We start from the raw sequence: 24813 nt of genomic DNA on the forward strand, positions 1-24813 counted from the left end.
GCATCCCGTGGCGGCCTGCCACAACTTAACCGGTGAGCTGGGGCGTCACGCCGGTTTGTCGTCGATGGCGGGTGCGCGTCGCGCCGGTTGCGCCCCACGCGTCACATGCGTCACTGGCGTGGGCGGGGAGGTGCGGGGATGTCTGCCCGCCTCTGAGCGACGCCCAGGGCGGTCGGGGATTACAGCGGGTAGCTGACCCCGGTCATCTTCTCCGACTCCTCCCAGAGCCGCCGCCACAGGTTCTGGTCCTTCGACAGCTTGCTCGACGGGCAGCGTCCCATCGGGCCGCGGGACTCGCCCAGCTTGGTGGGGCCCCAGTAGATGGCGGGGTCGGCGTCGGCGACGCTGGCCGCATACACCGTGGACTCGGCGCCGCGCTCCGGCGGCTGACCCAGCAGCGGCAGACCGTACTTGTAGATCAGGCCGATCGGGGTCTTGTCGTTGTCGAACAGGTAGGTGTTCGACACCCCGGGATGCACCGCGTAGGAACGCAGCGGCGAGCCGGCCGCGACCAGTCGGCGCTGCAGTTCGCGGGCGAACATCAGGTTGGCCAGCTTGGACTGGGCGTAGGCCAGGTTGCGCTGGTAGAAGCGGTTGTCGTAGTTCAGGTCGTCGATCCAGAACTTCGGGGTCTGCTTGTGGGCGATGCTGGCGACGGTCACCACCCGGTCGGTGATGCGGTCGAGCAGCAGGCCGGTGAGCGCGAAGTGCCCCAGGTGGTTGACCCCGAACTGCGTCTCGAAACCGTCGACGGTGCGCCGCATCGGGATGTTCATGATCCCGGCGTTGTTGACCAGCACATCGAAGCCGCCTTGCTTGGCGGCGAAGTCGCGCACCGAGGCCAGGCTGGCCAGATCCAGTTCGGCGACCTGCACGTCACCGTCGATGCCGTCGGCGACCTGCTGGGCCTTGGCGGCGTTGCGGCAGGCCATCACCACGGTGGCGCCCTTGGCGGCCAGGGTGCGGGTGACCACCTCACCCAGGCCGCCGTTGGCGCCGGTCACCACGAAGGTGCGGCCGGACTGGTCGGGGGCGTCGGCGATTGAAAAAGACATGCCGGTCACGCTACCGGCCGATGATTCAGACCATGTCCACGCTCCCTTCATCGACCAGTACCGCACCCCGATGGGTGATGACGTGGACGCGTCCCGCACCGGAGGTCTCCAGGTAGCCGTGCCGCAGCGTGACCCGGATCCCGTGCGCCATGCCCGGGACCGCCAGTCGCACCGACCGGCCCGGTGCCTCGTGCAGCACTGACACCGGGGGATAGCGCAGGGCGCGCCGCAGATCCCGGTCGCTGTGGTCGGTGAAGGCCGCGCCGGTGTGAATGCTGCCGTCGATCACCCACTCCAGGTTGCTGTTGAGGATGCGGGCACGCTCTTGTGACAGCGGCGACGGCGGTGGGGTCAGCCGGGCGATCAGCGGCAGCGGATGGCGCTGGGCGAGTGCCACGTCGCGCGGTGTCCATCCGCGGGCGTCGCGCAGCGAACGCAGCGCGCCGCGCGCAATCAGTGCGTCGACGACGTCGGTCGGGGCACCGTTCCGCGCCGCCCGGTGCAGCGGGGTGAGCCAGTCGGGGCAGCCGGGCCGGCACTGGTTGACGCTGAGTGCGGGGGTGGCGTCCAACAGGGCCAACAGTGCGGGCCAGTCGCCGGCGTCGGCCGCATCGGCCATCTGGTGCCCGGCGGCGACGACCTCCTGCGACAGCAGGGAAGGTTCCAGCACGCCGGGCCACTCTAAAGGGGGTTCGTCCATGTCACGCACGGTAGCTAGAGGGTCTGACAAGTTCGCGCGGCCGACGTCGCGCACCCCGACGTGTCAGACCCCGTCGCTAATCTCGGGCCGAGAGTTCTCCACGAAAGGAGAGTGGTCATGAGTCTTACTGCTGCACAACGTGACCGGGCCTGCGGTGCGCTGCTGGCCACCGCCGCCGGCGACGCCCTGGGCGCCGGGTATGAGTTCGACGGGCCCCGCGGGCCGCACGAGCCCATCGACATGATCGGCGGGGGCATCGGGCCGTTCGAGCCCGGTGAATGGACCGACGACACCTCGATGGCGATCGCGATCGCCGAGGCCGCCGCCACCGGCGCCGACCTGCGCTCCGCGGCCGCACTGGACGGTGTCGTCGCCCGCTGGCTGGACTGGTCGCACGGAGCCAAGGACGTCGGCATCCAGACCCGCGCGGTGCTCTCGGCGGCCGGCCGCCGCGGCATCAGCGCGCAGACGGCGTGGGAGGAATCCGCCGCACTGCATGAACGCAGCGGCCGCACCGCCGGCAACGGGTCGTTGATGCGGACCGCGCCGGTGGCGTTGGCCTACCTCGACGACGAGGCCGGACTGGTCGCTGCGGCGCGAACGGTCAGCGAACTCACCCACTACGACCCGGACGCCGGGGACGCGTGCGTGCTGTGGTGCACCGCGATCCGTCATGCCGTGTTGACCGGGCAACTCGACGTGCGCGTCGGGCTCGGCCACCTCGACGCCGAGCGCCGGCTGGTGTGGCAGCAGCGCCTCGAGGAAGCGGAAAACGCTGAGCCGAGTGGCTTTTCCCGCACCAACGGCTGGGTGGTCGCGGCGCTGCAGGGTGCCTGGTCGGCGATCGCCGGCACCACGGTTCCCGACCAGGACCCGCGGGCCGAGGTGTTCCGCGTCGATCACCTGCGGCTGGCGTTGGAAGCGGCGGTGCGCGGCGGCGGCGACACCGACACCGTCGCCGCGATCGCCGGCGGGCTGCTGGGGGCGGTCTACGGTGCCACCGCGGTGCCGTCGGCGTGGCGTCTGCAGCTCGGCGGATGGCCGGGCCTGCGCACCCGCGGGCTGATCCAGCTGGCCGAGCAGATCATCGACAAGGGTGCACCCGACGGATTCGACTACACCTATGACGGATATCCCGGGGCGCGCCCGCCCGTCGCACATCCCTACGACGAAAAGGTGTGGATCGGCGGGGTCGCGGCGCTGCACCACCTGCCCGACGGCGTCGACGCGGTGGTGTCACTGTGCCGGGTCGCCGACGAGGATCTACCAGCCGGGGCGACGCACCTCGACGTCCGGCTGATCGACCAGGTGGGGGCGAACCCGAACCTGGACTTCGTTCTGGTCGACACCGTCCGGGCGATCGAGCAGCTGCGGGCCCAGGGCCGCACCGTGTTCGTGCACTGCGTGCAGGCCTACAGCCGCACCCCCACCATCGCCGCGCTGTACGGGGCGCGGCTGCGCGGCGTCGGGATGGAGCGCGCGTTGCGCGATGCGCGTGCGGTGCTACCGGATTCGTTGCCCAACAGGGACTTCCGGGAAGCGCTGGTGCGGTTGGATCGGTAACTTGTCGGTGGTCGCCGATACAGTCGTCTAGCGCGCAATTCCCCACGGGTACGTCATAAATCGGGAGGCAACAATGTCGGATTCTGCAGACCAACCTTCTTCTACCGTCACTCGCGTCGTGCTGCTCGGCGACTGCGAGACCGTCGAGCACCGCGCGGACTTGGACGTCGACGCCGCCAAGCGGGGCTGCAGGATCATCGACGCGTTCGGTTTCGAAGACGGCGCGGCCGCAGGCACCGACGACCTGACCGAGATCACCGCGGTGGTCGCCGCGCTGGGCCGGGCGATCACCGGCCGGATGGACGTCTGGGTGCCGTTTCCCGGCCCGGACTTCACCCGGGAACAACACCTGCGGCGGATGAGCCTGGTGCTGCAACGACACGGCCTGAACCTGCGGCTGACCCGAAACCTGTACTCCGCTCCCACCGACGGCGGAATGAACGAGATCGACTTCGCGCTGCGGCGGGAGGTCCACGCGGTCGACGACCTCGATCAGGCCGCACTGGCCGCCGAGGGCGCCAAGAGCCTCAGCCGTGAGATCGAGCTGGCGTTGGGTGCCGCCCGTGGCCCGCAGACCGTGCGCCTGGTGCCGGCCGAGGGCGCCCAGCGCAGTCGGCACCCGCGGCCGCCGACGCTGCCGTCGCCGTCGATGCCGTGGCCGGAACGCAAACGGCTGCTGGAGAACTACGCGCGCTGGCTGGTCGACGGGTGCGGCGTCACCCAGGCCGCGATGGCGCGGATCCTCAACTCGGCCGGCCAGCGCACCGCGACCGGTCGCCCGTGGAAACCGGGTTCGGTATCGCGGCTGCTCAACGGCAAATACGGTGGGCCGCGGCGGCCCGAGGACGTCACACCAGATGCAGTAGCTGGTTGAGGAGAACCGGAGGAATGACCACCAGGGCGATCGTCAGCGGCGCCGCGAGATAGCCGACCAGCATGCCGCGGCCGATGTGCGCCGCCCGGCCGACGCCGCTGTGCGCCATGAGGAATCCGGTCGCGATCACCAGCAGGGTCGCGACGCCGAACAGGTACAGGTCGGCGATCCAGTACAGCAGCCACATCCACGCCGTCGTGCCGACCACGGCGATCGCCGCCAATGCGGGCAGCAAAGCGTTCGGGCCGTAGCGGTTTGCGATGACAGGGGTGCTCATAGCGGGGTGCACCGGGTCCTTTCGGTGATTCAGGCGGGGTAGCCGCCGGGTCTGGCCGACGGTGCGGGAACCGACGGCGGTGAACTGGTCGGGCCCAATTCGGTGGCGGGCAGGGGAGTGCGGACATCGAAGCGCGGATTCCAACTTCCGCCGTGGTCAAACGGCGCGAACGCCTTGCCGCCGATGCCGACGTCGTGATGGAACGGCAGATTCAGTGCCGGGCCGCCGCTGCGGCCGGACTGGGCCGGATCGATCAACACCGTGCGGGTGGAGCCGTCGGGCAGGTCCTGGTAGACCTCCAGTGACGGATAGTCGGTGCGGGTGCCGTCGACCCGCACGCCGTCCGGGCCGGGGGTGAACACCAGGTCGCCGTTGACGGTGAGGCGATGGCCGCCCAGCGGACTGTGTGGGCCGGTGAACACCCCGGGCGCCAACGGGTTTCCGGCGTCGTACTTGATGCGCACCGAACCGTCGGGGGCCTGGGTGACGCTGCCCTCGGGGGCGCTGACCGCCACCCGTCCCGGGCCGCCGGCGGGGTTCAGTTCGACCGACGGGTTCTGGCGTATCACCACGATGCCGTTGTCGTAGTCGATATAGGTGGTGACCTTGGTGTCCGCCGGATCGAAATTCGGGTCGGGGCCACGATTGTTGCCGGAGTCGCGTCGCCACGGTGGGAAGCTGGTGACATCCCGCTGCGGGATCCACTGCGAGGCCCGGACCACACCCTGGCCCGGCACGGGTTCGATTCGCGCCACCCGGATCTCGGCGTCCACGCCCGCACGCGTCGGGTCATAGCTGTGGGCGTCGAGTGCGGCCGCGGTCGTCCAGTCCGAATCCGAAACCGGATCTCGGCCGAAAACCTCTCGGAAAGCCTCGATCTCGTTGAGTCGACGCTCGTCGGAGCGGGCCGGGGACTGCTTGTGCGTGACGTAGTCGACCGCTTGGATATCCGGCTTGTCTTCGCGCGGGTAGCCACCGCCCAGGGCGCGGGTGGCCTGGGCGCGGCGGTGATTGTCGGCGGTGGTGTCGGTCAGTACCTGCTGGATATCGCGGGCCTTGGCGGTCAGGAACCGCTGGAACTGGCGGGCGCCGGCGGGGGTGTCCAGGGCCAGGGCGCGATGCTGGGCCAACGCCTGGCGGATCTCGTTCTCGATGCCGTCGAGCCGGCGGCGACCCAGCACGGCCACCTGCGATGCACCCTGCAGTGTCGTGGCGAAGGCCCGGTCGGCCTGCACCGAGCGCTGCAACCGTTGCGTCAGAGCGGTTTCGCGTGCGCGTGCTGCGTCGGCGTGGGCGCCGAGTTCCTCGGGCATGACCCGGACGCTAGTTCAGCACGGGTAATCGCGGTATTCACCCGAGTGAACGGCCGATGTCAGTCTTTGAAATAAACCAGTTGATGGGTGCTGGCCAGCAACCGCCCGTTGCGCGACCACAGGTGCGCGCTCTGGTCGAAATAGCCCCGGGAGAACCGGTTGGCGTGCGCGCTGGCCAGCAGGTAATCGGCTCCCACCGCCTCGATTTCGGTGCGGTCGGCGTGGAAGTAGGTGGTCAGCGAGATGGTGCCGGCGGGCAGGAACTTGCCGCGCCGCAGAAACGCCCGTGGGAAGAACACATCCGACAGGCAGGCCAGCCCGGCGAAGTCCAGCGGCCGGCCCTCGGCGTCGCGCACCCACAAGGTGGTGGTCGACGACGCGCTGGGTTCTACCGCCCGCAGCGGTACCGGTCCCTCGGCGAAACGCATGTCGTAGCGCTTCGGCCACACGATGGCGTCGACGAACGAGCCGGGGGCGACGTCTTCGGGGGCGGGCACGCTCGGCGGACGGGACTCGTCGTCGGCCCAGGTGTCGCGGTGCAGACCGAACAGGGCGGTGGCGGTGGTCTTGACCTCGTCGCCCTGGCGCAGCTCCAGCATCCAGTGCTGGTTGCTGCGATTGGTGCGCGCGGCACGCAGCGCGATGTCGAAGTCGCCGTCGGCGATGGGCGCGGCGAAGTTGACGGTCAGTGCCAACGGGTCACCGATGCGGTCGGGGCGGTTCTCCACGGCGCGCAACAGCACCGCGGCGGTGATGCCCCCGAACGGTCCCACCATGTTCGCCCAGTCCGGGCGGGTGGTCCCGCGGACGGTGCCGGCGTCGACGGTCTGAAGCTGCAGGGCGCGGTCGAAGGGGTGGGCGGCGTCGGTCACGGGGATCCTTCGGGGTCGCGGAACGGTAGTGGTCACGCTATCGCGAAGGGATCGCGTGAGAGCGAGGGCAACGGTGTCGCGGCTGGCATCTGAGCTGCCGGCAAAGTGCCACTGGCCGCAGCCGACCTCGATCCACGAGCTGATCAAATCCGCGGGGTGCCGACCATCGAATGCGTCGTGTCGCGCTACTTACCCGGTGCGTCCTGGTTGGTAGTGCTCGCCAGGGAATCAAGGTAACGTGCGAAGTCGTCGACGAGCCGACGGGCTGCCTTGGAGCGGGCAGCGGTCGGCCGAATCAGGTGGAGAATCGCTTCACGTGCGACCGTAGATGTTGGCAGGCCGCGGTCGGCGGCAAGGCGTTCCAAGTCGTCTAGTTCTTCAGGGTTGAGCCGAACCTGCAAGGTCTTGCTTCTGCCGTGACCGCGGGTCACCACAGTGGAATCGGTAATCGGGGCATCGCGGTCAGCATCGATCGCCGCGGCTTCCCTGGCGAGGATCGCCGCGAGGTCCTTCTTCGCCGTCACCTTTTGCGAGGTCATGATTTCTCCGTGCCGTTGTAGCGTCGCCGATCTAAGTCGTTGGCCCTCCAGGCATTAACGCCGATGGTGGTGCCTTCGTGTTCGAGCACGATGACTGTCAGGACGGCTGAGGCGGTCATTGAATAGCCGATAACACGGACACTTCGGCCTGATATCGATGCCGGATCAGGCGTGAGTGTCACACGTGCGGGATCGGATATCGCTTCGTCGGCTTCTTCCGAACTGACGCCGTGCTTGTTGATGTAGTTGCTCCGGTACGACCAATCGACCATGCCGAACGCGCTCCACTAGTGTACTACAAAGTAGTCCATAACTTCCGGGCCTGGAGTGGGGTTCTCCAGGACTCTGTGGACATGGTTACCGAAGCATCCGACAAGGTCGGTTACCGTCGTCAACGTCAGTCGGCGACGGTGCGTATCCCTCGGGCCCACTCGCGTTGCCGACGGATTTCGTAGTTACCGGGACCGATACCCATGAAGCCGTGCTCGGGATGACACAGGTAGGCGACGGACCCGTTGGGCACGGTCACTGTCGCGACCCGCAGCTCGTCGGCGAGGTCGTTGTCGCAGTACACCGGCCCGTCGACGGCGTAGATGCCGTGCGTGTTGCCGCTGCTCTCGCCGCGCACCACCGGCGTGCCCGCGGTCGGGACCGCGGTGGTGGCCACCGCGGAACCGGGCAGCACCAGCACGTCGCCTTGACGCTGCAGGCCATCGAGCACCGGAATGTCGAATTCGGGGTCGTGATCGGCGACGATACCGATCCCGGTCAGCTGGCTTAGATCGCGCAGGGTTGCCATGACGGTGTTTCCTTTCGGGTGAGGGCGGTCAGGTTGCGCGGGCCAGGCCGGCATAGGCGGCAACCGGCACATCGAAGGTCCATGCCGCGGCGGCCAGCGCGGTGCGGCAGTCGGTCGGAACCAGGATTCCGAAGCTGCGGCGGGTGCCGTCGCGTTCCCGGGTCGCGTTGCTGCACACCAGCACCCGCAATCGGGTACCCACCGCATCCCGCGGCACGTCGTACAACCGCAGCCGTTGCCCGGCGTTCGCCGGATCGGGTGCCTCATGCACCAGCCGAAAACCCGCATCGGCGACGAAACGATCCCAGCCCAGGCGTTCGATCGCGCTGCGACGAAGCTCCAGATTGGGTTCGGCCAGGATCCGGGCGACATCCCAGTCGGCGCCGATCAACTCGGCCGGCACTGGGGTGCCATGCCAGAAGTACAGTCCACGACCGTCGGCCCAGCGGACCGCCGGGCCAGAAGCGTTGTGCAACCGACCAGCCCCGTCGTATTCGTCCAGATGCAGTTCGGTGGGTCGATCACAAACCATCACGAAATAGTGCGCCGTCCACCACAGCGGCGTCAGGAGCATGTTCTGGCGGGCTTCGCTGTATCGCAAGAGCGCTTCGTCGAGCGGAACTTTCGCCTCATCCCGGACGAACGCGGCGAAAGCCGATTCGCAGTGCATGCGATAGGACTGCTCGTAGCTCCACCCGTCCGGGACCGCGTCACCGATAGCGGTCGTGAGCGGATTAAAGATCGGGAAGTCGACCGCATATTGGACCGGAAGCCAGACCCGCTTGAAAGCCTTGTGATAGATCGATCTGGCGCCTACGTCGCACATCGCAGCCACCAGGTCGGACCGGGGGAACTGCACCCAGTCCGGACAATCGGTAGGCGGCGAGGAAGTCGCGGCGGATTGCGCCAGGGCGCCACGCACCGCCTCGGTAGCCGCAGCAGTGACCGCCGGGCGGAGTTCGGCATCAACCCCGTGCTCGGTCAGCTCGCGGATCCGGGCGTCGATCGCTGCGGCATAGACGACCCCGTCGCGGCGAAGCTGCCCGAGCACCTGCACTGCGACTGATGCGGCCAGTGCACCCACCACCGGCGACCCGACCCGCACCACCACTCCGGGCCAGCGCCGACCGGCGGCGGCATAACCGGCCTGCATCCCAGCTTCCCAGGTGCGCCACTCGTCGTCGGTGAGCGGCATGGTGGATCTGGCGGTCTCGATCCACTGCTCGGTGAACGGCGTCAACCGTGCGCCTTGTTCGATGGTCAGCTTCAGCAGCGGCGGTCTGTCAGGGATGGGCTCCGGTTCACCGAAGATCGCATCCCACAGCCTCCCCAACACGGCCACTCCTTCCAGGTCCTGGCCGCGAGGGTAGGGGTGGGGACTGACAGGATCAGCCCGGATTGATCGCCGTGACCACCCAGGTCCGGCCCGGGAACTGCACCACCCCGTCGACGCGCTGGCGGCGCAGCTCGTCGCGCACTTCCTCGACGGCCGCGGCCCAACCGTCGGCGCCCAGGCGTTCGGTAAGTTCGGCGCGAGCCTGCTGTCCGGTGCGGTTGGACAGCAGCAGCATCAAGCGTTCCTCGACGCCGTCGCTACCGTCGACGCCGAAGTTGCAGATCCCGTCGAACGCGTCGATGACGACGTCGCTCCAGCCGGACTCCGCCAGGATGGCGCGGACCCGGTCGGCATCGCCGAACGCCAGCGGTCCGGGTGCGCCGGGATCCGGCGCGGCGGGCGGGGACTCCAGCTTGGCGGCCAGCACGTCGACGCCGGCGGTGAACATCGGGTTGTCGCCGTCGCGCCAGCACACGAACGCCAACCGGGCTCCGGGTGCCGCCGCGCCGCGAATGTTGACGAAGGCCGCGACCGGATCCTCGAAGAACATCACCCCGAACCGGGAGATCGCCCGGTCGAACGCGGCACCGTCGTCGCCGTCGCGCAGATCCATGGTCTGGGCGTCACCGAGCGCCACGGTGGCCTGCGGGACCCGGCGGCGGGCGGCGGCCACCATCGGCTCGGAGATGTCCACCCCGAACGCGTCGGCGCCCAGGTCCGTGGTGCGCTGCAGCAAGGTGCCCGAGCCGCAGCCGATGTCGAGCACCCGCGCGCCAGGGGTGATGTCGGCGTGGGCGATCACCGCGTCGGCGAACGGTGCCAGCACCGCGTCGAAGACGGCCGCATGGGTGACCCAGTCGACACCCTGGGTGGCCCAGGCCTGCTGCTGTTCCTCGTTCGCCATGCGGTTCAGGGTAGGGGCCGGCGCCGGGTGGAGGGATAGGGGAGTTGCCCGCCTTGCAGCGACAGTCGGCGTTATGTCGCCCCGCGGGCGGGGGTTGTCGCTCAGAGGCGGGCAACAACCCCTATGGTCCGGAAACGCCGCACACCACCCGGCCGCAGGCTTGTGGAGCCCCCGCGGCCCATGATGGTGTGCACGTTGACCCCCGCTGCGTAAGGAACCCGCCTGATGCCCGACACCCCGCTGCGCGACGACCTGCTCGAACTACTGCGCCGCCGCGCCCTCACCGAGGACTCGGCCCGACCGCACGCCGTGCAACGCCGCCACGACGCCGGCGGCCGCACCGCCCGGGAGAACCTCGCCGACCTGATCGACCCCGGCACGTTCGTCGAATACGGGCGCTTCGCCATCGCCGCCCAACGCGCCCGGCGCGACAAAGACGACCTGATCGCCAACACCCCCGGCGACGGACTGCTGGGCGGCACCGCCACCATCAACGGCGCCCTGTTCGGGCCCGAACGCAGCGCGTGCGCGGTGCTGTCCTACGACTACACCGTGCTGGCCGGTACCCAGGGCGCCATCGGCCACTTCAAGAAGGATCGGCTGTTCGAGCTCATCGAACGACTGCGGTTGCCGACGGTGTTCTTCGCCGAAGGCGGCGGCGGGCGCCCCGGTGACACCGACTATCCGACCGTGTCCAGCCTGGATGTGCCGGCATTCGCGTTGTGGGCCAAGCTGTCCGGGCTGGTGCCGCGCATCGCGGTGGTCAAGGGCCGCTGCTTTGCCGGCAACGCCGTCATCGCCGGGGTCTCGGATCTGATCATCGCCACCGAAGACACCTCGATCGGCATGGCGGGCCCGGCGATGATCGCCGGCGGCGGCTTGGGCCATATCGCCCCCGACGACGTCGGCCCGATCTCGGTGCAGGCGCCCAACGGCGTCGTCGACGTGGTGGTGGCCGATGAAGCCGAAGCCGTCGCGGTGACCAAACAAGTCCTCGGCTACTTCCAGGGCGCGACCGCGCCAGGGGAAGCCGCCGACCAGAACGCGTTGCGCACCATGATTCCCGAGCGGGCCCGCCGGGCCTATCCACTCAAACCGATCATCGAAACCCTGGCCGACACCGGCTCGGTGACGTTCTTGCGGGAGAAGTTCGCACCCGAGATGGTCACCGCGCTGGCCCGCATCGACGGCCGGCCGGTCGGCATCATCGGCAACAACACCATGGTGATGGCCGGGGCGATCACCGCCGGTGCCTCCGACAAGGCCGCCCGATTCCTGCAGTTGTGTGACGCCTTCGGGCTGCCTATCGTGTCGCTGGTGGACTGTCCCGGCTACATGGTGGGCCCGGCGGCCGAAGCAGAAGCGTTGGTGCGACGGGCATCTCGGCTGCTGGTGGCCGGGGCGGCGCTGCGGGTGCCGCTGATCGGGGTGATCTTGCGTCGCGGCTACGGGCTGGGTGCGCAAGCCATGCTCGGCGGCAGTCTGCACCAGCCGGTATTGACCGTGGCGTGGCCGGGGGCACACCTGGGGCCGATGGGCCTCGAGGGCGCGGTGCGGCTGGGGCTGCGCAAAGAACTGGAAGCCATCGCTGACGACGACGAACGCGAGGCGCGGGTGCGCGAAGCCACCGCCGCGGCCGAAGAACACGCCAAAGCCCTCAATGCCGCAGCGATTTTCGAAATCGACGACGTCATCGACCCCGCCGAGACCCGCGGAGTGATCGCGGCGACGCTGGCGGCCTCGACCGGGTACGGGCAAGGCGAGCCGCGGCCGCGGTTCGTGGATACGTTCTGAGGGGCGGTCACACCAGCGCGCCCAGTGCGACGAAGGCCGCAGTCGCGAACAGTACGGCGTTCACCGCGACGCTGGCCGGCTCGTGCAGCTTCGAGTGCGCCCAGGCGGCACCGACCATCACCACACACAAGCCGGCGGCAGCCAGCGGGGTCAACACCGGCCCGATCCCGGTGAGTCCGGGAGCGATCAGGCCGAGGGCCGCCAGGAGTTCCATCGCCGCGGTGAAGCGCACCACCGGCATCGGGAACATCGCGATCCCGGTCTGGCCGGTGGCCAGCAGTCGCTCGCGGGACATGGTGAGTTTGGCGGTCCCGGACGCCGCGAAGATCGCGGCCAGCACGACCTGGGCAGTCCACAGTGCGGTGTTCATGGTTTGAGTCCTTCCTGTTTCGGGTGTCTCTAGGAAGGACGGGCGACGGCGGCGAGGTGTGACGGCCGGGTGATGTCACATCCGGTGGCGCGGGATCGTCTAGCGGACAGGAGCGACGGCGAATGCTGACAGGTCGTTTCTGACGGAGGAGGCGGAGATGAGCGAACTGCCCTACATCGACGAGCACACGGTACGCATCGATGCGCCGCGCGCGACCGCCTGGGACAGCCTGCAGCGGTATGTCGAATCCCTACTACGCGGCGCCGAACGCAATCCCCTGGTCGCGCTGCTCGGCCCGCAGCCGCGGGCCGGCTTTGACGTGGCGGAGCGTGTGGAACAGCAGCGGATCAGTCTGGCCGGGCGGCACCGGTTTTCGCGGTATCGGCTGGAATTCGAACTCAGTGACGCGGCGGGCGGCGGTACCTGTGTGCGTGCCCGTTCGTATGCCGCCTTCCCCGGGCTACACGGCCGGATGTATCGCGCCCTGGTGATCGGGACGCGGCTGCACGTGGTGGCGACCAGGCAGATGCTGCGGGGGATTCAGGGGGGCAAGCCGTCGGTGCTGACCTAAGCCACGACCGCGGGCTACCTGAGCGGTCGGTCAACGCGCCGGGACCGGTGGTTGTGTGCCTGCGGTGGAATTCGTCAATGGCCGCTCCTCGCTAGCCCCCCTTCGCCGATAGCCGGCCGTCGAGGAACTCGACAACTACGTGACTGGTGATTGGGGCTCGGTCACCGTCGACCGTTTGGCGGATCCAACCTTGCTTCGTGCGTTCGACGACGACCTCATGGTGGACGTCGTCTCCGATCAACATGTTTCGGGTCAGCAACCGGCGCCCGTGCTGACGCGCCTCGCTGCGACTCGGGCGACGCATCCCGGTGCACGCTGAGCAAAGCCACGTCAGAGCCTGCAATGGTTGAACGCAGCGTCGACAGGCGGCGATCGTGCAGCAGTCGCACCGCACAATGCCGTCCGTGCAGACCGTACAGACGCGTCCGCCGCAGTATCCGCAGCAGACGGTGTCGTCGCCGAAGTGTCCTTCTCGGTCGATCATTCCCGCGGTTCGCGGCAGGCTCGTCGTCCTGTCAAGTAGGCGTGCATCGGTTGCACCCGCCGCTAGGTCGATGTCGTGTTGCCAGACTTCGCCGTCCTCGGTAGTCACCGACTCGTGGACATGAGCGCCGATTTCCAGAACGATCCGAGAGCCGATGCCGAAATGTCGCTGTAGTGCGGCTCTGAAATGTTCCGGCAGCACGCCATACTGCGGAACGATAACTGATTCGCCCGGCATCCAGACCTGCAAAGCGTTCTTCGCGTTGGTTCGCGGAAAATCTTGACTGGGGATCGATTTCGTAACGCCGACAGCCCGGATTTGCGAGGAGACGTTCTTCGCATTTGAAACCGACGACCGGATGATCTGCCGGGGGTCGGTGAAAATGCCAACTTCATCGGCATCACCGAGGTGCATCCAGCGCGCGAGTAGCGTGGCCGCAGCGGCATTATGGGATGTTGAAATCGAGTACCAGTTCGTCACGCCGGATACGCGGATCCCGATGGCCAGAAGTGAGGCCATACCAACGACGGCAACTTCAACGCCATCGTTTGCAGCGAAACCACGAATGGCCGGAGCTGGATTCCAGAAGTCATTAACCCAGGCAGGAGGCGCTTCTGGCACCGACCACGAAACCACGTTCTCGCGTGCGGATGCTCCCGATATCGCTCGCGCGAGCAGCCCGGAATCGGTAATGAGTACGTCGTATCCGATGCGATGCCACCGCAAGCGCAGTGTGGAGGTTGGCGGAATTGATGCAGACTCGATCACCTGACGAACCTGAACCGGTGTTGCCTCGCACGGCGTCGGCAGGGCCCCGGCGGCAGGGAATTCGCGGGCAATCAGGCGAACTAGGTCGCCATCGGTGTCGGGAAACGAGGCTGTGCTCTCTCCCGATACATTGAGCCCATCGATCGACCAAGAGGCGCAGAAGGCTCGCTCGGATCGAACGACACGGTGCGGAACCACGAGGGGTGCCTCCCTGTCTACCGCCTCAATCGTCGTGCTGAGCTGTACGCCATATACGCGGGCAGCTACCAGCTCAAGTCGGTAAACGTCATCAATTTTGGAGTGGCCGAACAATATCCAGCGATGGACCACGCCCGACCTCACTACGGCCTGTTCCACGGTGCCGCCGCGGTTGATGAGCACAGTGGTAGCGTCCGGGTCGTTCCCAACGAGAACGGTGGCTCCCGCAGCGGCGAGTTCGGCGGGCAGCGTGCGCAACTGGCCTTCGGTCGCCGGCGCCAGCTGATTGCATGCCGGACACAGATCGCCGACGCGGCACGATACGCACATGGCGCGATCGCAGACGCGACAAGCGTCGACGTGTGGATCGCAACCGCACTCGGAGCAGGCAACATCACCACAGATGGCGCAGGGGACAAGGGGCAGGGCATGGGTGTCGGTTAGGCAGCGTCGGCATACCAACGCAGTGCAGCGAGGGCAGGCTATCGACGCTTGGTGCGCGGTTTCATCACAGGAGCGGCATGCCCAGCTGTTACAGGAATTACAGAGTGCAGCGGTGCCGGGTTGATAGAAATGACCGTCGCAGCAGACTCCGAAGTCCGTAGCTGCAATACCCACATCAGCAAGAGTCGGTGCTACAGGATGGCCGTCGAATGTCCGGTATCGGTGTATCGCATCGCCATGCCCGCGCCACCTTTCAACCACTTCAAAGCCGCTGTGGACAACGGTTGTGAAGGATCGTGCCGATCGCTGTAAGAGTGCGCTATTCAGCGCACGCGGCAGTCTGCTAGCAGGCTTTACCGGCTTCGTGTCGGCACCCGCCCGTAGTGGTGCGGGGCCGGTCGCCGACACAAGATCGGTGAGGGCAGCGACATCGCGAAGTTCAACCGCCGGTTCGATGCTGCGTTCTAGAAGTCGACACTCAGCCGGTGATGGGAAGGGCTGGATGATAGACGCTGCTTCGTGAGCGGGCTTGCCGACGCGTCCCCCGGGGGTTCCACGTGACTGTAAGTGCTCGAACCACCTCAGTTGCTCTCCGGGGGATTGGCCGTCGAGGAGGGCAAGCCATTCTTTGTTCCCAGCTTTGACAAGGACCGCGTCGTTTCTGCGCTCCAGGATCACACGTACGCCTCCGAGCTGGGCTTCGGCGACGGTGGCTTCGGTAACAGTTGGTGTGCGCCAATTCAGTGGAGTCTCGTGCTGCCCAATCACTGTTGTCGCGCCACTTTCACCTGAAAGTGCGACTTCCTCGACGAGACGATCGACTTCGAGGTAGACGTCGACATAGCGGTTGCGTCGTGTGACTACGACGCTTGGCGGGGCTGCGGGAGGAACCCTGTGCCGTAGCTGTGCGAGCAAGGTTTCGAGGCCGGCAGCAGTCTCTCCGGACACCCGAGGGTCTTTCGCGGAGGGGAGATCACGGACTGCGGTCGCATTGATGGCCGATGAGGGGTTCTCGCTGATCGAGATCTCCACGTCGATCTCAGAACTGGACTTCACCGCGAGACGGTTTGGATCGCTGACACTTTGGCGTGGAACGGCGTAGTCGAGCAACTCCACGCCGCTATCGGCGGGTAAACCATTACTCACCGCGTATGCCCGCATCTTCACGCGGTGTGCATCGGTTAGATCTTCATCGCGAACGATCAGCTTGGAGCCTGCATTCTGCGGCCGCACGAGTCGCGCAGTCCGTTCGCCGACCAACAGCGTCAGCTGATCGCTCAGTCGCCAGCCGACTGCAAAATCCTCATCGAGTTCCGGTGCTCGCTGCGGGGTCGCGCAGCTTTGGCAGAGCCCACCGAAAGCGGATCGACAGGCACCGCAGATCGACACCGCACAAATCGGGCATTCGGTGAACTGCGCATCGTTGCCGCAGCCGCTGCAAAGATGATTGGCGCATGAACCACACTCGCTGACTTCCGATTGATCAACGGTGTGGGACTGGGAGCACAGGGCCAGAATCTTGATCGGCCGATCCGTCGCATCACTGATCACGTCAGGAACATCTGCAGGGTCCCAGGCGTAGGTCAGCTGCACCTCGGAATCTCCTGGGCCACGCCAGATCTCTTCGACCAGCCAGTCGTCTTCATCCAGAGTGAACGCCAGCAGCTTCGCGCGAGCCCGCACATCCGGTTGACGCTGGAGTCGCTGCTCCTCAGAACGCAACGCCCGTTGCAGTCGCTCACGGTCTTCTTTGACATAGGCCTCGGCGATCTGTGCCTGGTAGCCGCCGCGGATGCGCTCGCGTTCCCTCGCCTGTTCCTGCGCTATTTTTTCGGTTCGTTCACGGCGAAGGACTTCAAGTTGCCGGGCGGCTTCTTGCTCGAACTCCGTAATCACCTTTTTGGGCATGCCGAACGCTGAGGGGAGAGGTTCGCCGTCGTCCAGCGGCCGTCGCGGCATCCGATTCTCGCCGCCGCCGGCGATGTCACTGGTGATGATGTGCTCGGTCGTCTCGGCCTCGCCGACCGTAGCGCGAAACGTCGCGTGACCACTCCAGGTTCCCGAGGGGATAAACCGACGGCGAACCAGCGAGGTACTGGGTGCATGCCGAAGTGGGCTGGGGCCGGGGTCCTCGGGGATCACCGGCACTGTCGCATGCATGTCGCCACGCATCCGCAGTAGCCCGAGCAGCTCGTCGAAGACCGGGGAGCCCACTGCACACAATTCCGCGGCGGGATGATTGTCCAGACCATGTCTGTCAAACGCCAGATGCAGCAGCGTGCGGCCACCGAGCTCTTCGCCGACTTCGTCGTCTAGCTTCGCGGTCAGAAACGCGCCGTCACCTTCGCCGGTGTCGTGCAGAATTTCCGCGTTGAGAGCCTTCAACACGCGGCGTACCCAGGATTGCACGCTGCGCTGCCTGATCCGGGCGCGCTCACTGATTTCCGGAGCCAGCTCGCTGCTGCCTGCCTTGGTAAGCCCTTCGCGATGTTCGAATGCCGACGCCATCCAGCTCGATAGTCCGCTATCAGCCGCGATCAACGTGGAGGCCCGTTCGCGAGCACCGGCGAGCTCGGTTCCGAGTTCGCCGAGGAGCTGTTCCATCTTCGAATCGTTCTCAGCGAAAAGTGCTCCAAGGACGCGGGATTCGAATGTTGCCGACTTGGAGTCGTCGATCTCGCCCAGGATCGTGGTGACCTGGCCGAACAGCAGCTCGAACATCCGCAGCTTCTCGGCCAGCAGGAAGTAGACATTTGCATCGATGGTGTCGCGGGCATACAGATTCGCGACGAACACCTCGTCCCGCGGCTGGGTCAGCCGGTCCACACGGCCAATGCGCTGTTCGATTCGCATCGGATTCCACGGAAGGTCGTAGTTGAGGACGCAATTGCAGAACTGCAGGTTTTGGCCTTCGGCGCCGGCGTCCGTCGAGATCATGATCGGGGCTTCGCCGGATCGGAACGAGGAGATGGTGGCGGCGCGTTCACCGGCCGACATCGAACCGTGGAAAGCGCGTGCGGTCAGACCTTCGGATTCGATTCGGCGAAGCAAGCCGGTGACGGTATCGGTGTGCTGGGTGAAGATCAGTACTCGCCCGTGTTCGCGCACCCAATCGCGGGTGATCTGCAGAGCCCGGTCTTCGCGGGCGGAGCTGGTGATATCCATGGCAAGATGGCCGACCTCGTTGAGCACCTTGCGTACGTGCTCGTCGTTGTGGCGTGCGGCCATCCGTAGTGCAGTGGTTCCCATCGAGAACGGGCTGGCGGTCAACCGGAGTGCGAGACTCCGGCGGCGCATCGCGTCGCCGGGGCTGCGCATGATGTTGCGAAGCAGATCGGTGCTGAGCGCGTAGAGTTCGCGCTCCCGAGGCCCGAGGTCGATCGGTACGTCCACGGCGCGGCGCACAACCCGGTCGACTCCGGCCTGAGCGCGGGTTGTCCGGATCATCGCGCTGCTGATCAGGCGGCGAAGTCCGGCAGGGTCCCTCGGGGTGCGTGAGTCGTAGCTGGCCATGTATTCGGCGCGAAAGGCACTCTCCGATTTGAAGGTACCGGGACGCAACAGCTCGACCAGGCGATACAACTCCACCAGATCGTTCTGCACCGGAGTCGCAGTCAAAAAGAACGCATACCGACAGGCGGTGGTCAATCGGGTTACCAATTCGCGGGTTTTTCGGGCACCTGCACCGGCCGCTCGGTGGGCCTCGTCGAGAACGATGATGTCCCAAGGTTCCGCCGTCAGCTTCTCCATATTCTTTAGCGCTAGCGGCAGGCTCATGATCAGCTTTTCCTGATTGCCGATATCAGCCTTGCCGTAGGCCACATCGAAGCGGAGATCGAACTTTTGATCCATCTCCTCGCGCCACTGATCACGCAGTGGTGCGGGGCAGAGCACCAACACCCGCTTGGCCAAGCCGCGCAGTGTCAGTTCTTTCATCGCAAGACCGGTTTCGATGGTCTTGCCGAGGCCGACCTCGTCTGCCAGGATCGCCCTGCCTCGTAGCCGCGATAGGGCGTGACGGGCTGCGGCGGCCTGATGCGGCATGCGATCGACGTTGGAGACGTCGACGGACAGCAACTCTTCGAAGTCGTCGAGTGTCGCCAGTTCCTCGCCCTGGAGCCGCAGCTCGACCATTTCCAGTGGGTCGAAGCCGGCTGCCTTGAGTTGGTCGGCAAGCAGGTTACGTGATTCGGCCAGGAACCCGACGGTGCGGGTTTTTCCGGTGCCCCAGTCGTATTTGTCGTCGGATTGGAACTGACGATCGACAGTGGGGCGGCGCTTGAATTTCGGCTTGTCGGCGGGGCGGCTTGGTGATTCTTGGGGTGTTTTGCTGTTGTCGATGGTGATCGTCGACCCCGGCGGCAGTATCGACAGGCGGTAGCCGTTGCCGTCCTTGGCGAACCGCAGTAGCCCGTTGACTTGCCCGTAGTCGCAGAGTCGCTCGCTCAGGGTGTCGCCGCTGAGCTTGCGGCTGCGTCCGTTCCACTGCGCGCCGAACGTCTCGCCGTCAAGCTCGATCTCGACCGTCGTGCTGTGTTCAGGCAGCTTTAGCGCTTCGCGTTCCCGTGGGGTGAGTATCAATTCACCGGCTTCGAGCAGCTGTTCGGTGATTCGTTTCTCGATCATCCTGTTCCAGAAACTCCAATGGTTTGCTCGCCGAGAGGGGTCAAGGCGAGGGTTTGGTAGGAGGTCTGCGAGACGTCCCGTTGGACGTTGCGCCGCTCGATCAGCTTCTTGTCGATGAGTTGGGTGACGGCGTCGTCCCAGCGCTTCTCGCCGCTGCGGACGTGGCGCAGCGCGCCGAATTGCGGGCAATTCAGGACGCCTTGGCCCAGTGGCCGCCCCGGGCCAAGAGAGTCGTTGCCCAATACCGCGGCACGCAAGCTGATTTCCCCGTAGGCGCCGCCCCGGAATCTGGATGCCCACGCGACTGCTTGCAGCACGGTGAGCTCAGCATTGATCAGCAGCTCCGGGTCGGCCACCAGATGATCGGGGAGCGAAGCCCACGGTGGGTTCTGCGGATCGCAGACATCGCAGCGTTCGATGTCGCGGCTGGAACAGTCGGATACTTCGTCGCCGAAATGCCGGGCGACCAAGACGCGGCGGCATTCCGAGGTATTGGTGGCGTAGTCGATCATGGCGCCGAGGCGGCGCTGCTGCCATGCTTTCCAGTGCGCGGATTCTCGGGCCAGCGCATCGGCCGGCGCATCACGCTTGGTCAGCCGAACGCGCCGCAGCCGACGCGAACTGGAGAATGTGATCATCCGATCCAGGGACCACTCTATGAGCCGCTGCTCCAGGGCGTCCGGGTCATAGTCGTGTTCGTCGCTGAGCTGTTGGAAATCCAGCATGATGCGGACATTGGGCCGTGCGCGGTTGTGTTTGTAGAACAGCTCACGAAACAAGCGCTTGCCCTCTTCGTCCTCGGGCTCCCGGGAACCGACGTCGACGGTGCCGCGTGCCGAGCAGTCGAGGCCTTGTGTGAGGGCGCCTACTCTTTCGAGCTGCGCGAGGTGGACGTTGAGCTCGTCGTCTTCGATGGCCAGCGTGTCGGCTATCTCCTCGACGTCGAACACCCGGCTGTCCCCACGTTCCGGGCATGACCACAGCGCGGTCAACAGCTGCTGGGTGATGGTGGCGTCGGTCTTGGGATCGTGCGTGTCGATCAGGCGGCGGCGCCGCAGCAGATCTCGTTGGGTGTACAGCAGCAAGCACTCGCCGGTCAGATCGCGCTGGCGCGCTGCCCGGCCGGCTTCTTGCGCGTAGCCATCGAGAGAGTCCGGCAGATCGTAGTGCACCACCCAGGCGATGTTGGGCTTGTTGATGCCCATTCCGAAGGCCTTGGTGGCGACGATGATTCGGGTGGTGTCGGAGTCGAAGTCCTCTTGGACGGCGTCACGCTGCTCGGGCACCATCCCGGCGTGGTAGGCGCGGGCGGAGTAACCGGCACGGCGCAAAAGGGCGGCGATCTCCTCGGCTGTAGATCGCCGTGTCACATACACGATCCCGGGGCGATCCTTTGCCCACGTGACGAACCGTAATAGCTCGCGGGCGCGCGCACGTTCGCTGCCGCATTCCTGGACGCGGAACCGAAGATTCGGCCGGTCACTGGGCTCGCGGACCATCACGGGCTCGTGCATCTCCAACGATCCGGTGATGTCGGCTTCCACTTCCCGGGTGGCCGTGGCGGTCAAGCCGGCTCGTGGTGGGCGGGTGTTGAATGTTGCCACCGATGCCGGAACCTGCCTGAACTCCGGCCGGAAATCGTGGCCCCACACCGAGACACAGTGTGCCTCGTCGACCACCACGCGATTGAGTTCCTGACGCCCGAGCGCGCCGCGTAGCACCGGATCGCGGGCCAGTCGTTCCGGTGAGACGTACAGCAGCCGCACTTTGCCGTCGGCGGTGTCGCGCAAAATCTCGGTCTGCACCACGCGCGAGGTGGTACCGGTGATGCCCTGCACCGGTCGGATACCGCGGCGTCCGCGCAGATCGTTTACCTGATCTTTGATCAGGGCGATCAGCGGTGAGACCACGACCGTGGCTCGGTCTTCGGGAGCGAGCAGCGCCGGTAACTGGAAGCAGACGGATTTGCCGAAACCGGTGGGCAGCACCGCCAGGAAATCTCTTCCCTCGATGAATGCCCGCATTACCTCCAGTTGTTTGGGGTGTAGTTCGGTTATCCCGAAAAGCTTTTCGGCCGCCTCAATGAGCTTGGAGGTGGGATCTTCTCCCGGCACCAGGCGAAGGCTCTCCAACAGCTCACTGACGTCGTCCCGGCCGAAGCTGATTGCATCGGATAGATCGGGTGCTGATCCGGTGACGAATTCGATGGCGCTGGTCCAGGCATCGTCGCGATCGACCGCTTCGTACACGTCTGGCCCCGGCAGAGATCCGAGAATCACTCGCTGAGCCTGCGTCGGGGAGTGCAGGCGGCGGTCACAGACCAACGCAGCGCCCCGGTCTTCCTCGGAGCGTATGAGTCGGCCGAACCCTTGAGTGAACTGCATGGCCGTCATAGGCAGCACGTAATCCAGGAACGGGTCACCGCCGCGCTCAGCGATAGCCCGCTGTCGTGCTGCGATCAGTGGATCGTCCGGATGCGGATAGGGTGGTTTCTCGATGAACAGATACGACAGCGTCTCGCCGGGAGCGTCGAAACCCTCCCAATACGAACGCAGCCCGTAGAGCACCGTGCCCGGATCGCTTCTGAACCGGTGCTGGATCTGCGAGCGACTCTGCTCGTTCTGCACCAACAGCTCAACGCCACGCTGGGCTAATTCCGTTGCGCGGGTCCGGACACCTGCGGCGACGGTCTCCATTCGGCTACGAGCGGCGAACAAGGTCAATGCCTTGCCGCCGGACAAGGACAGGAATCCGGTCTGGTCGGCAGCCATTTCCTCGCAGAACTCGCGCTCGTTCACCGGGATCGGGATGGGCAGGTGACTGGTCAGGATCACCCGCGATTGTTTTGCGTAGTCGAACGGTGAAGACAAACTCAATGCTCGGAAACAACCGTCGTTTGGATCGGGGTCGATACGGATTCCCAGGCGGGAAGCCAAATAGTCGAAGCGGTGCTCGACGGTGAGCGTCGCCGATGACAAGACGGTCGAATGCGTCTTGTCGACTATCGATTGCTGGAATTCCGGGAAGACGTGGATCGGGATGCGGGCATAGGTCCACGCTGCGGGATCGTCTTCTTCGCAGGTGAGTTCGTACACCCACACGTGTCCGTCGGGCAGTTCCCGCAAGGTGTCGAGCAGATCGACGGCGCCATCGAGGCGATCTAACAGACCACGAAGGCGGCGGCCGGTAGGCCCCGCGCCGCCGGTCCCGTCCAGCAGCTGACGTAGCTGATGCACCGCCTTGGACACCTGAATCAGGCCGTAGCGGACCGCGGTCGCAGCTTGACGCAGCGATCTGAATTCAGGACGACTGGTGACGACGCCTGTGCTGAGGACGACTGAATTCGAACGGCCGGAATATTCGTGGAGATAGAGCGCGACCGCCTCGGTGAATTCAGCACCCGTGGCGCGCAGCTGTGCGCGACTGTTCTCGAGGGCTTCGTGAGTCGCCGAAAAAGCAGCGTCGTCACCCACTCGGGACCGGATGTCTCGCATCAACCTTGCGCGCGGTGCCAGGCTGTTGGCCAGGATTTCCAGTTCCAGCGCATCGACTCGCTCAGTCCACGCTGAGGTTAGGGAGTCCTCCAACGCGTGTGCCTCGTCGAAAACCAGGTCTGCGCGCCCGTCGCTGAGCACATTGCCGGGCGCCTGCGCGGTCTTGACCCAGCTGGCGATCAGCGCATGGTTCACCGACACCACCCCGGGCGATTTGTCGATGTCTTTCAATTGCTGGGTCAGCGGACACACGTGCGCCCAACGACAGTGGGTACGTTCGCAGCCGGCGGAGTTGGTGCGCAGTTGTGCGCGGGTGCGAGCGTAGCGGGTATCGCGCTGTCGGAGCGCGAAATCGGTTACGTCGTCCCAGGTTCCGGTCGGCGAGGCGGCGACCGCCCGAATCGCTGCGGCCAGCGCGAGTGGGGAGGCATCCCGATCGGCGAGGCCGTCTTCGAGCTCGCGGGTGCAGACGAAATTGTTGACGCCCTGTAGCTGACGAAACGGAGCGTTGAGCAAACCTTCGGTCTTGAGGCGGGCCGCCTCGCCCCGCAACTGGTCTTGCAGTGCCTTGGTGGCGGTGGCCACGACGACGGGCTGGTTGGGCCGCGAGGCACGGCCCAGTGCGGGTAGCAGATAGGCCAAGGACTTGCCGGTGCCGGTAGGGGCCTCGACCGCCACGCGGCCGCCGTGATCGAATACTTCGGCGACAGCGTGGGCCATTTCCTGCTGTGCGGGCCGTGACCGCAGTCCGCGGCTGGTTTGTAGTGCGGTGAAGGCATCCCGCGTGGCCGACCACGCATCTGCGGACGCAGAGGCGGCCGGGTTCAACAGCGGGTCGGGAGCCCGGGTCAACGATGCCAGGTCGGGCTTCGCAGGCAGTTCGGGTAGCAGCGAAACCAGGGGATGATCGAAACTCTCGAGCACGCCTACCGTCAGTTGCCAGCTGGAGTCGGTCATGTCGACGGCGTCCAAGAGCTTGCGTACGACGGCTGCCGTGGCGGTTGCATCGGCCGCGGCGCGATGCGCCTCGTGGTGGGCGACGCCGTATTCTTCGACGAGGTCGGCCAAGGTGCGGTTCGGCATGGCGACATCGACCAGAGTGGCGAGATGCAGACTGTCGGCACAGATCGGCAGCTGCGGTATCGCGATGCCGGCGCGTTTGGCTGTGGCCTGAAGGAACGGCAGGTCGAATGCCAGCAGGTTATGGCCGATCACTAGATCGATCTCGGCGAGGTGCGCCGCCAGGAGCTCGAGGGCGTCGGGGAGTGGGAATTCGACGGAGAGACTCTCGGTAGGCCGCTTCACCGGATCGGGGAGTTGCACCATCAGATTGGCCAGCGGATCACCGTTCAGGCCAACCAGGGCGATTTCGGTGATGAAATCCGTCGCGCTGTCGAGACCGGTCGTTTCGATGTCGAGCACCGCTACCCGGTTTGCCGGCGCTCGGGGCAGGCTGGTCTGGCGATACCAGTCCCTGCTGTCTTGGGAAGGGTGGTGGTGCTCTGGAGCGTCGTGGGGGACTTCTGCGGTACGGACGGTCAACAAGCCGTCGTTGTTGAGCTGAAATCGATGTGGGAATCGATCGGGTAGCTGGGCCAGCCGTTCGATCGACTGGCTGAAGCCCTGTGTACGGAGGCGCTCGCTGAGTTGGCCGGCACCTAGTGGACCGTGCTCGACCAGAATTTGGTACGCGGCCTCGCTGGCCGGCGGTAGCGGCCGAGAAGACGTCGACATGGAGTTGCTACTCGGCGCGCCCGACCTGGGTTTGGGACCCGAGCGCGAACTGTGGTGCACGGGACAACCTAGGCCGGAGACTGTTGCGGCGCCGGGCT

The 24813-nt window shown here is 66.0% G+C and carries 17 protein-coding genes; 4 read left to right on the plus strand and 13 right to left on the minus strand.

Annotation, left to right across the window (positions count from 1 at the left end; all coding sequences use genetic code 11):
• Positions 1-179: 179 nt before the first annotated feature.
• Both RCP38_RS02600 and RCP38_RS02605 read right to left on the minus strand, forming a co-directional pair.
• Positions 180-1055, minus strand: a complete 876-nt coding sequence (locus tag RCP38_RS02600) for an oxidoreductase (RefSeq protein WP_308475415.1) — start codon at positions 1053-1055, stop codon at positions 180-182.
• A 25-nt stretch (positions 1056-1080) separates the two neighbouring features.
• Positions 1081-1725, minus strand: coding sequence for an ankyrin repeat domain-containing protein (locus RCP38_RS02605; RefSeq protein WP_308475416.1), 645 nt, complete (start codon positions 1723-1725; stop codon positions 1081-1083).
• Positions 1726-1872: 147 nt separating this feature from the next.
• Here RCP38_RS02605 and RCP38_RS02610 point away from each other — a divergent pair, with 147 nt between their 5' ends.
• Both RCP38_RS02610 and RCP38_RS02615 read left to right on the plus strand, forming a co-directional pair.
• A complete protein-coding gene (locus tag RCP38_RS02610) occupies positions 1873-3318 on the plus strand; it encodes an ADP-ribosylglycohydrolase family protein (protein WP_308475418.1) in 1446 nt (481 codons plus the stop codon).
• Between the two features lie 118 nt (positions 3319-3436).
• Positions 3437-4192, plus strand: coding sequence for a hypothetical protein (locus tag RCP38_RS02615; protein WP_308475420.1), 756 nt, complete (start codon positions 3437-3439; stop codon positions 4190-4192).
• Here the strand turns inward: RCP38_RS02615 and RCP38_RS02620 are convergent.
• The 8 genes from RCP38_RS02620 to RCP38_RS02655 all read right to left on the minus strand — a co-directional run bounded on the left by RCP38_RS02620 (position 4167) and on the right by RCP38_RS02655 (position 10232).
• Complete coding sequence (locus RCP38_RS02620; protein ID WP_308475421.1) at positions 4167-4469, minus strand: hypothetical protein; 303 nt, start codon at positions 4467-4469, stop codon at positions 4167-4169. The two genes, RCP38_RS02615 and RCP38_RS02620, sit on opposite strands and share 26 nt — an antisense overlap.
• Before the next feature lie 29 nt (positions 4470-4498).
• A complete protein-coding gene (locus RCP38_RS02625; protein WP_308475422.1) occupies positions 4499-5782 on the minus strand; it encodes a DUF4226 domain-containing protein in 1284 nt (427 codons plus the stop codon).
• Between the two features lie 59 nt (positions 5783-5841).
• Complete coding sequence (locus RCP38_RS02630; protein ID WP_308475424.1) at positions 5842-6654, minus strand: acyl-CoA thioesterase; 813 nt, start codon at positions 6652-6654, stop codon at positions 5842-5844.
• Positions 6655-6839: 185 nt separating this feature from the next.
• Positions 6840-7193, minus strand: a complete 354-nt coding sequence (locus tag RCP38_RS02635; protein WP_308475425.1) for a ribbon-helix-helix domain-containing protein — start codon at positions 7191-7193, stop codon at positions 6840-6842.
• Positions 7190-7465 (minus strand): BrnT family toxin, encoded by a 276-nt coding sequence (locus tag RCP38_RS02640; RefSeq protein ID WP_308475426.1) that lies wholly within the window; start codon positions 7463-7465, stop codon positions 7190-7192. Before RCP38_RS02640 ends, RCP38_RS02635 begins: the two co-directional genes overlap by 4 nt.
• Before the next feature lie 125 nt (positions 7466-7590).
• A complete protein-coding gene (locus tag RCP38_RS02645; protein WP_308475428.1) occupies positions 7591-7992 on the minus strand; it encodes a hypothetical protein in 402 nt (133 codons plus the stop codon).
• 28 nt (positions 7993-8020) lie between these two features.
• Positions 8021-9328, minus strand: a complete 1308-nt coding sequence (locus RCP38_RS02650; protein ID WP_308475430.1) for a DUF6745 domain-containing protein — start codon at positions 9326-9328, stop codon at positions 8021-8023.
• 52 nt (positions 9329-9380) lie between these two features.
• A complete protein-coding gene (locus RCP38_RS02655; protein WP_308475431.1) occupies positions 9381-10232 on the minus strand; it encodes a class I SAM-dependent methyltransferase in 852 nt (283 codons plus the stop codon).
• A 225-nt stretch (positions 10233-10457) separates the two neighbouring features.
• On the opposite strand from RCP38_RS02655, the gene RCP38_RS02660 reads away from it, so the two are divergent.
• Entirely contained in the window at positions 10458-12026 is a 1569-nt protein-coding gene (locus tag RCP38_RS02660; protein ID WP_308475433.1) for an acyl-CoA carboxylase subunit beta, read from the plus strand.
• 7 nt (positions 12027-12033) lie between these two features.
• On the opposite strand, the gene RCP38_RS02665 is transcribed toward RCP38_RS02660, so the two are convergent.
• On the minus strand, positions 12034-12396 hold the full coding sequence (locus tag RCP38_RS02665; RefSeq protein ID WP_308475434.1) for a DoxX family protein: 363 nt from the start codon (positions 12394-12396) through the stop codon (positions 12034-12036).
• 157 nt (positions 12397-12553) lie between these two features.
• On the opposite strand from RCP38_RS02665, the gene RCP38_RS02670 reads away from it, so the two are divergent.
• Positions 12554-12967, plus strand: a complete 414-nt coding sequence (locus RCP38_RS02670; RefSeq protein WP_308475436.1) for a hypothetical protein — start codon at positions 12554-12556, stop codon at positions 12965-12967.
• A 91-nt stretch (positions 12968-13058) separates the two neighbouring features.
• Here the strand turns inward: RCP38_RS02670 and RCP38_RS02675 are convergent, their stop codons facing one another.
• Positions 13059-19487: an SNF2-related protein gene (locus tag RCP38_RS02675; protein ID WP_308475437.1), complete on the minus strand. Its 6429-nt coding sequence runs from the start codon at positions 19485-19487 to the stop codon at positions 13059-13061.
• Positions 19484-24715, minus strand: coding sequence for a RecQ family ATP-dependent DNA helicase (locus RCP38_RS02680; RefSeq protein ID WP_308475438.1), 5232 nt, complete (start codon positions 24713-24715; stop codon positions 19484-19486). The genes RCP38_RS02675 and RCP38_RS02680 overlap by 4 nt, the downstream gene beginning before the upstream one ends.
• Positions 24716-24813 lie beyond the last annotated feature (98 nt).

The organism is Mycolicibacter sp. MU0083, assembly GCF_963378075.1.
GTDB lineage: Bacteria > Actinomycetota > Actinomycetes > Mycobacteriales > Mycobacteriaceae > Mycobacterium > Mycobacterium kokjensenii.

Coding starts and splice junctions, on each gene's coding strand:
- RCP38_RS02655 (WP_308475431.1), bottom strand. CDS start 10,232: ATGGCGAACGAGGAACAGCAGCAGGCCTGGGCCACCCAGGGTGTCGAC.
- RCP38_RS02660 (WP_308475433.1), top strand. CDS start 10,458: ATGCCCGACACCCCGCTGCGCGACGACCTGCTCGAACTACTGCGCCGC.
- RCP38_RS02665 (WP_308475434.1), bottom strand. CDS start 12,396: ATGAACACCGCACTGTGGACTGCCCAGGTCGTGCTGGCCGCGATCTTC.
- RCP38_RS02675 (WP_308475437.1), bottom strand. CDS start 19,487: ATGATCGAGAAACGAATCACCGAACAGCTGCTCGAAGCCGGTGAATTG.
- RCP38_RS02625 (WP_308475422.1), bottom strand. CDS start 5,782: ATGCCCGAGGAACTCGGCGCCCACGCCGACGCAGCACGCGCACGCGAA.
- RCP38_RS02620 (WP_308475421.1), bottom strand. CDS start 4,469: ATGAGCACCCCTGTCATCGCAAACCGCTACGGCCCGAACGCTTTGCTG.
- RCP38_RS02610 (WP_308475418.1), top strand. CDS start 1,873: ATGAGTCTTACTGCTGCACAACGTGACCGGGCCTGCGGTGCGCTGCTG.
- RCP38_RS02635 (WP_308475425.1), bottom strand. CDS start 7,193: ATGACCTCGCAAAAGGTGACGGCGAAGAAGGACCTCGCGGCGATCCTC.
- RCP38_RS02670 (WP_308475436.1), top strand. CDS start 12,554: ATGAGCGAACTGCCCTACATCGACGAGCACACGGTACGCATCGATGCG.
- RCP38_RS02600 (WP_308475415.1), bottom strand. CDS start 1,055: ATGTCTTTTTCAATCGCCGACGCCCCCGACCAGTCCGGCCGCACCTTC.
- RCP38_RS02680 (WP_308475438.1), bottom strand. CDS start 24,715: ATGTCGACGTCTTCTCGGCCGCTACCGCCGGCCAGCGAGGCCGCGTAC.
- RCP38_RS02645 (WP_308475428.1), bottom strand. CDS start 7,992: ATGGCAACCCTGCGCGATCTAAGCCAGCTGACCGGGATCGGTATCGTC.
- RCP38_RS02640 (WP_308475426.1), bottom strand. CDS start 7,465: ATGGTCGATTGGTCGTACCGGAGCAACTACATCAACAAGCACGGCGTC.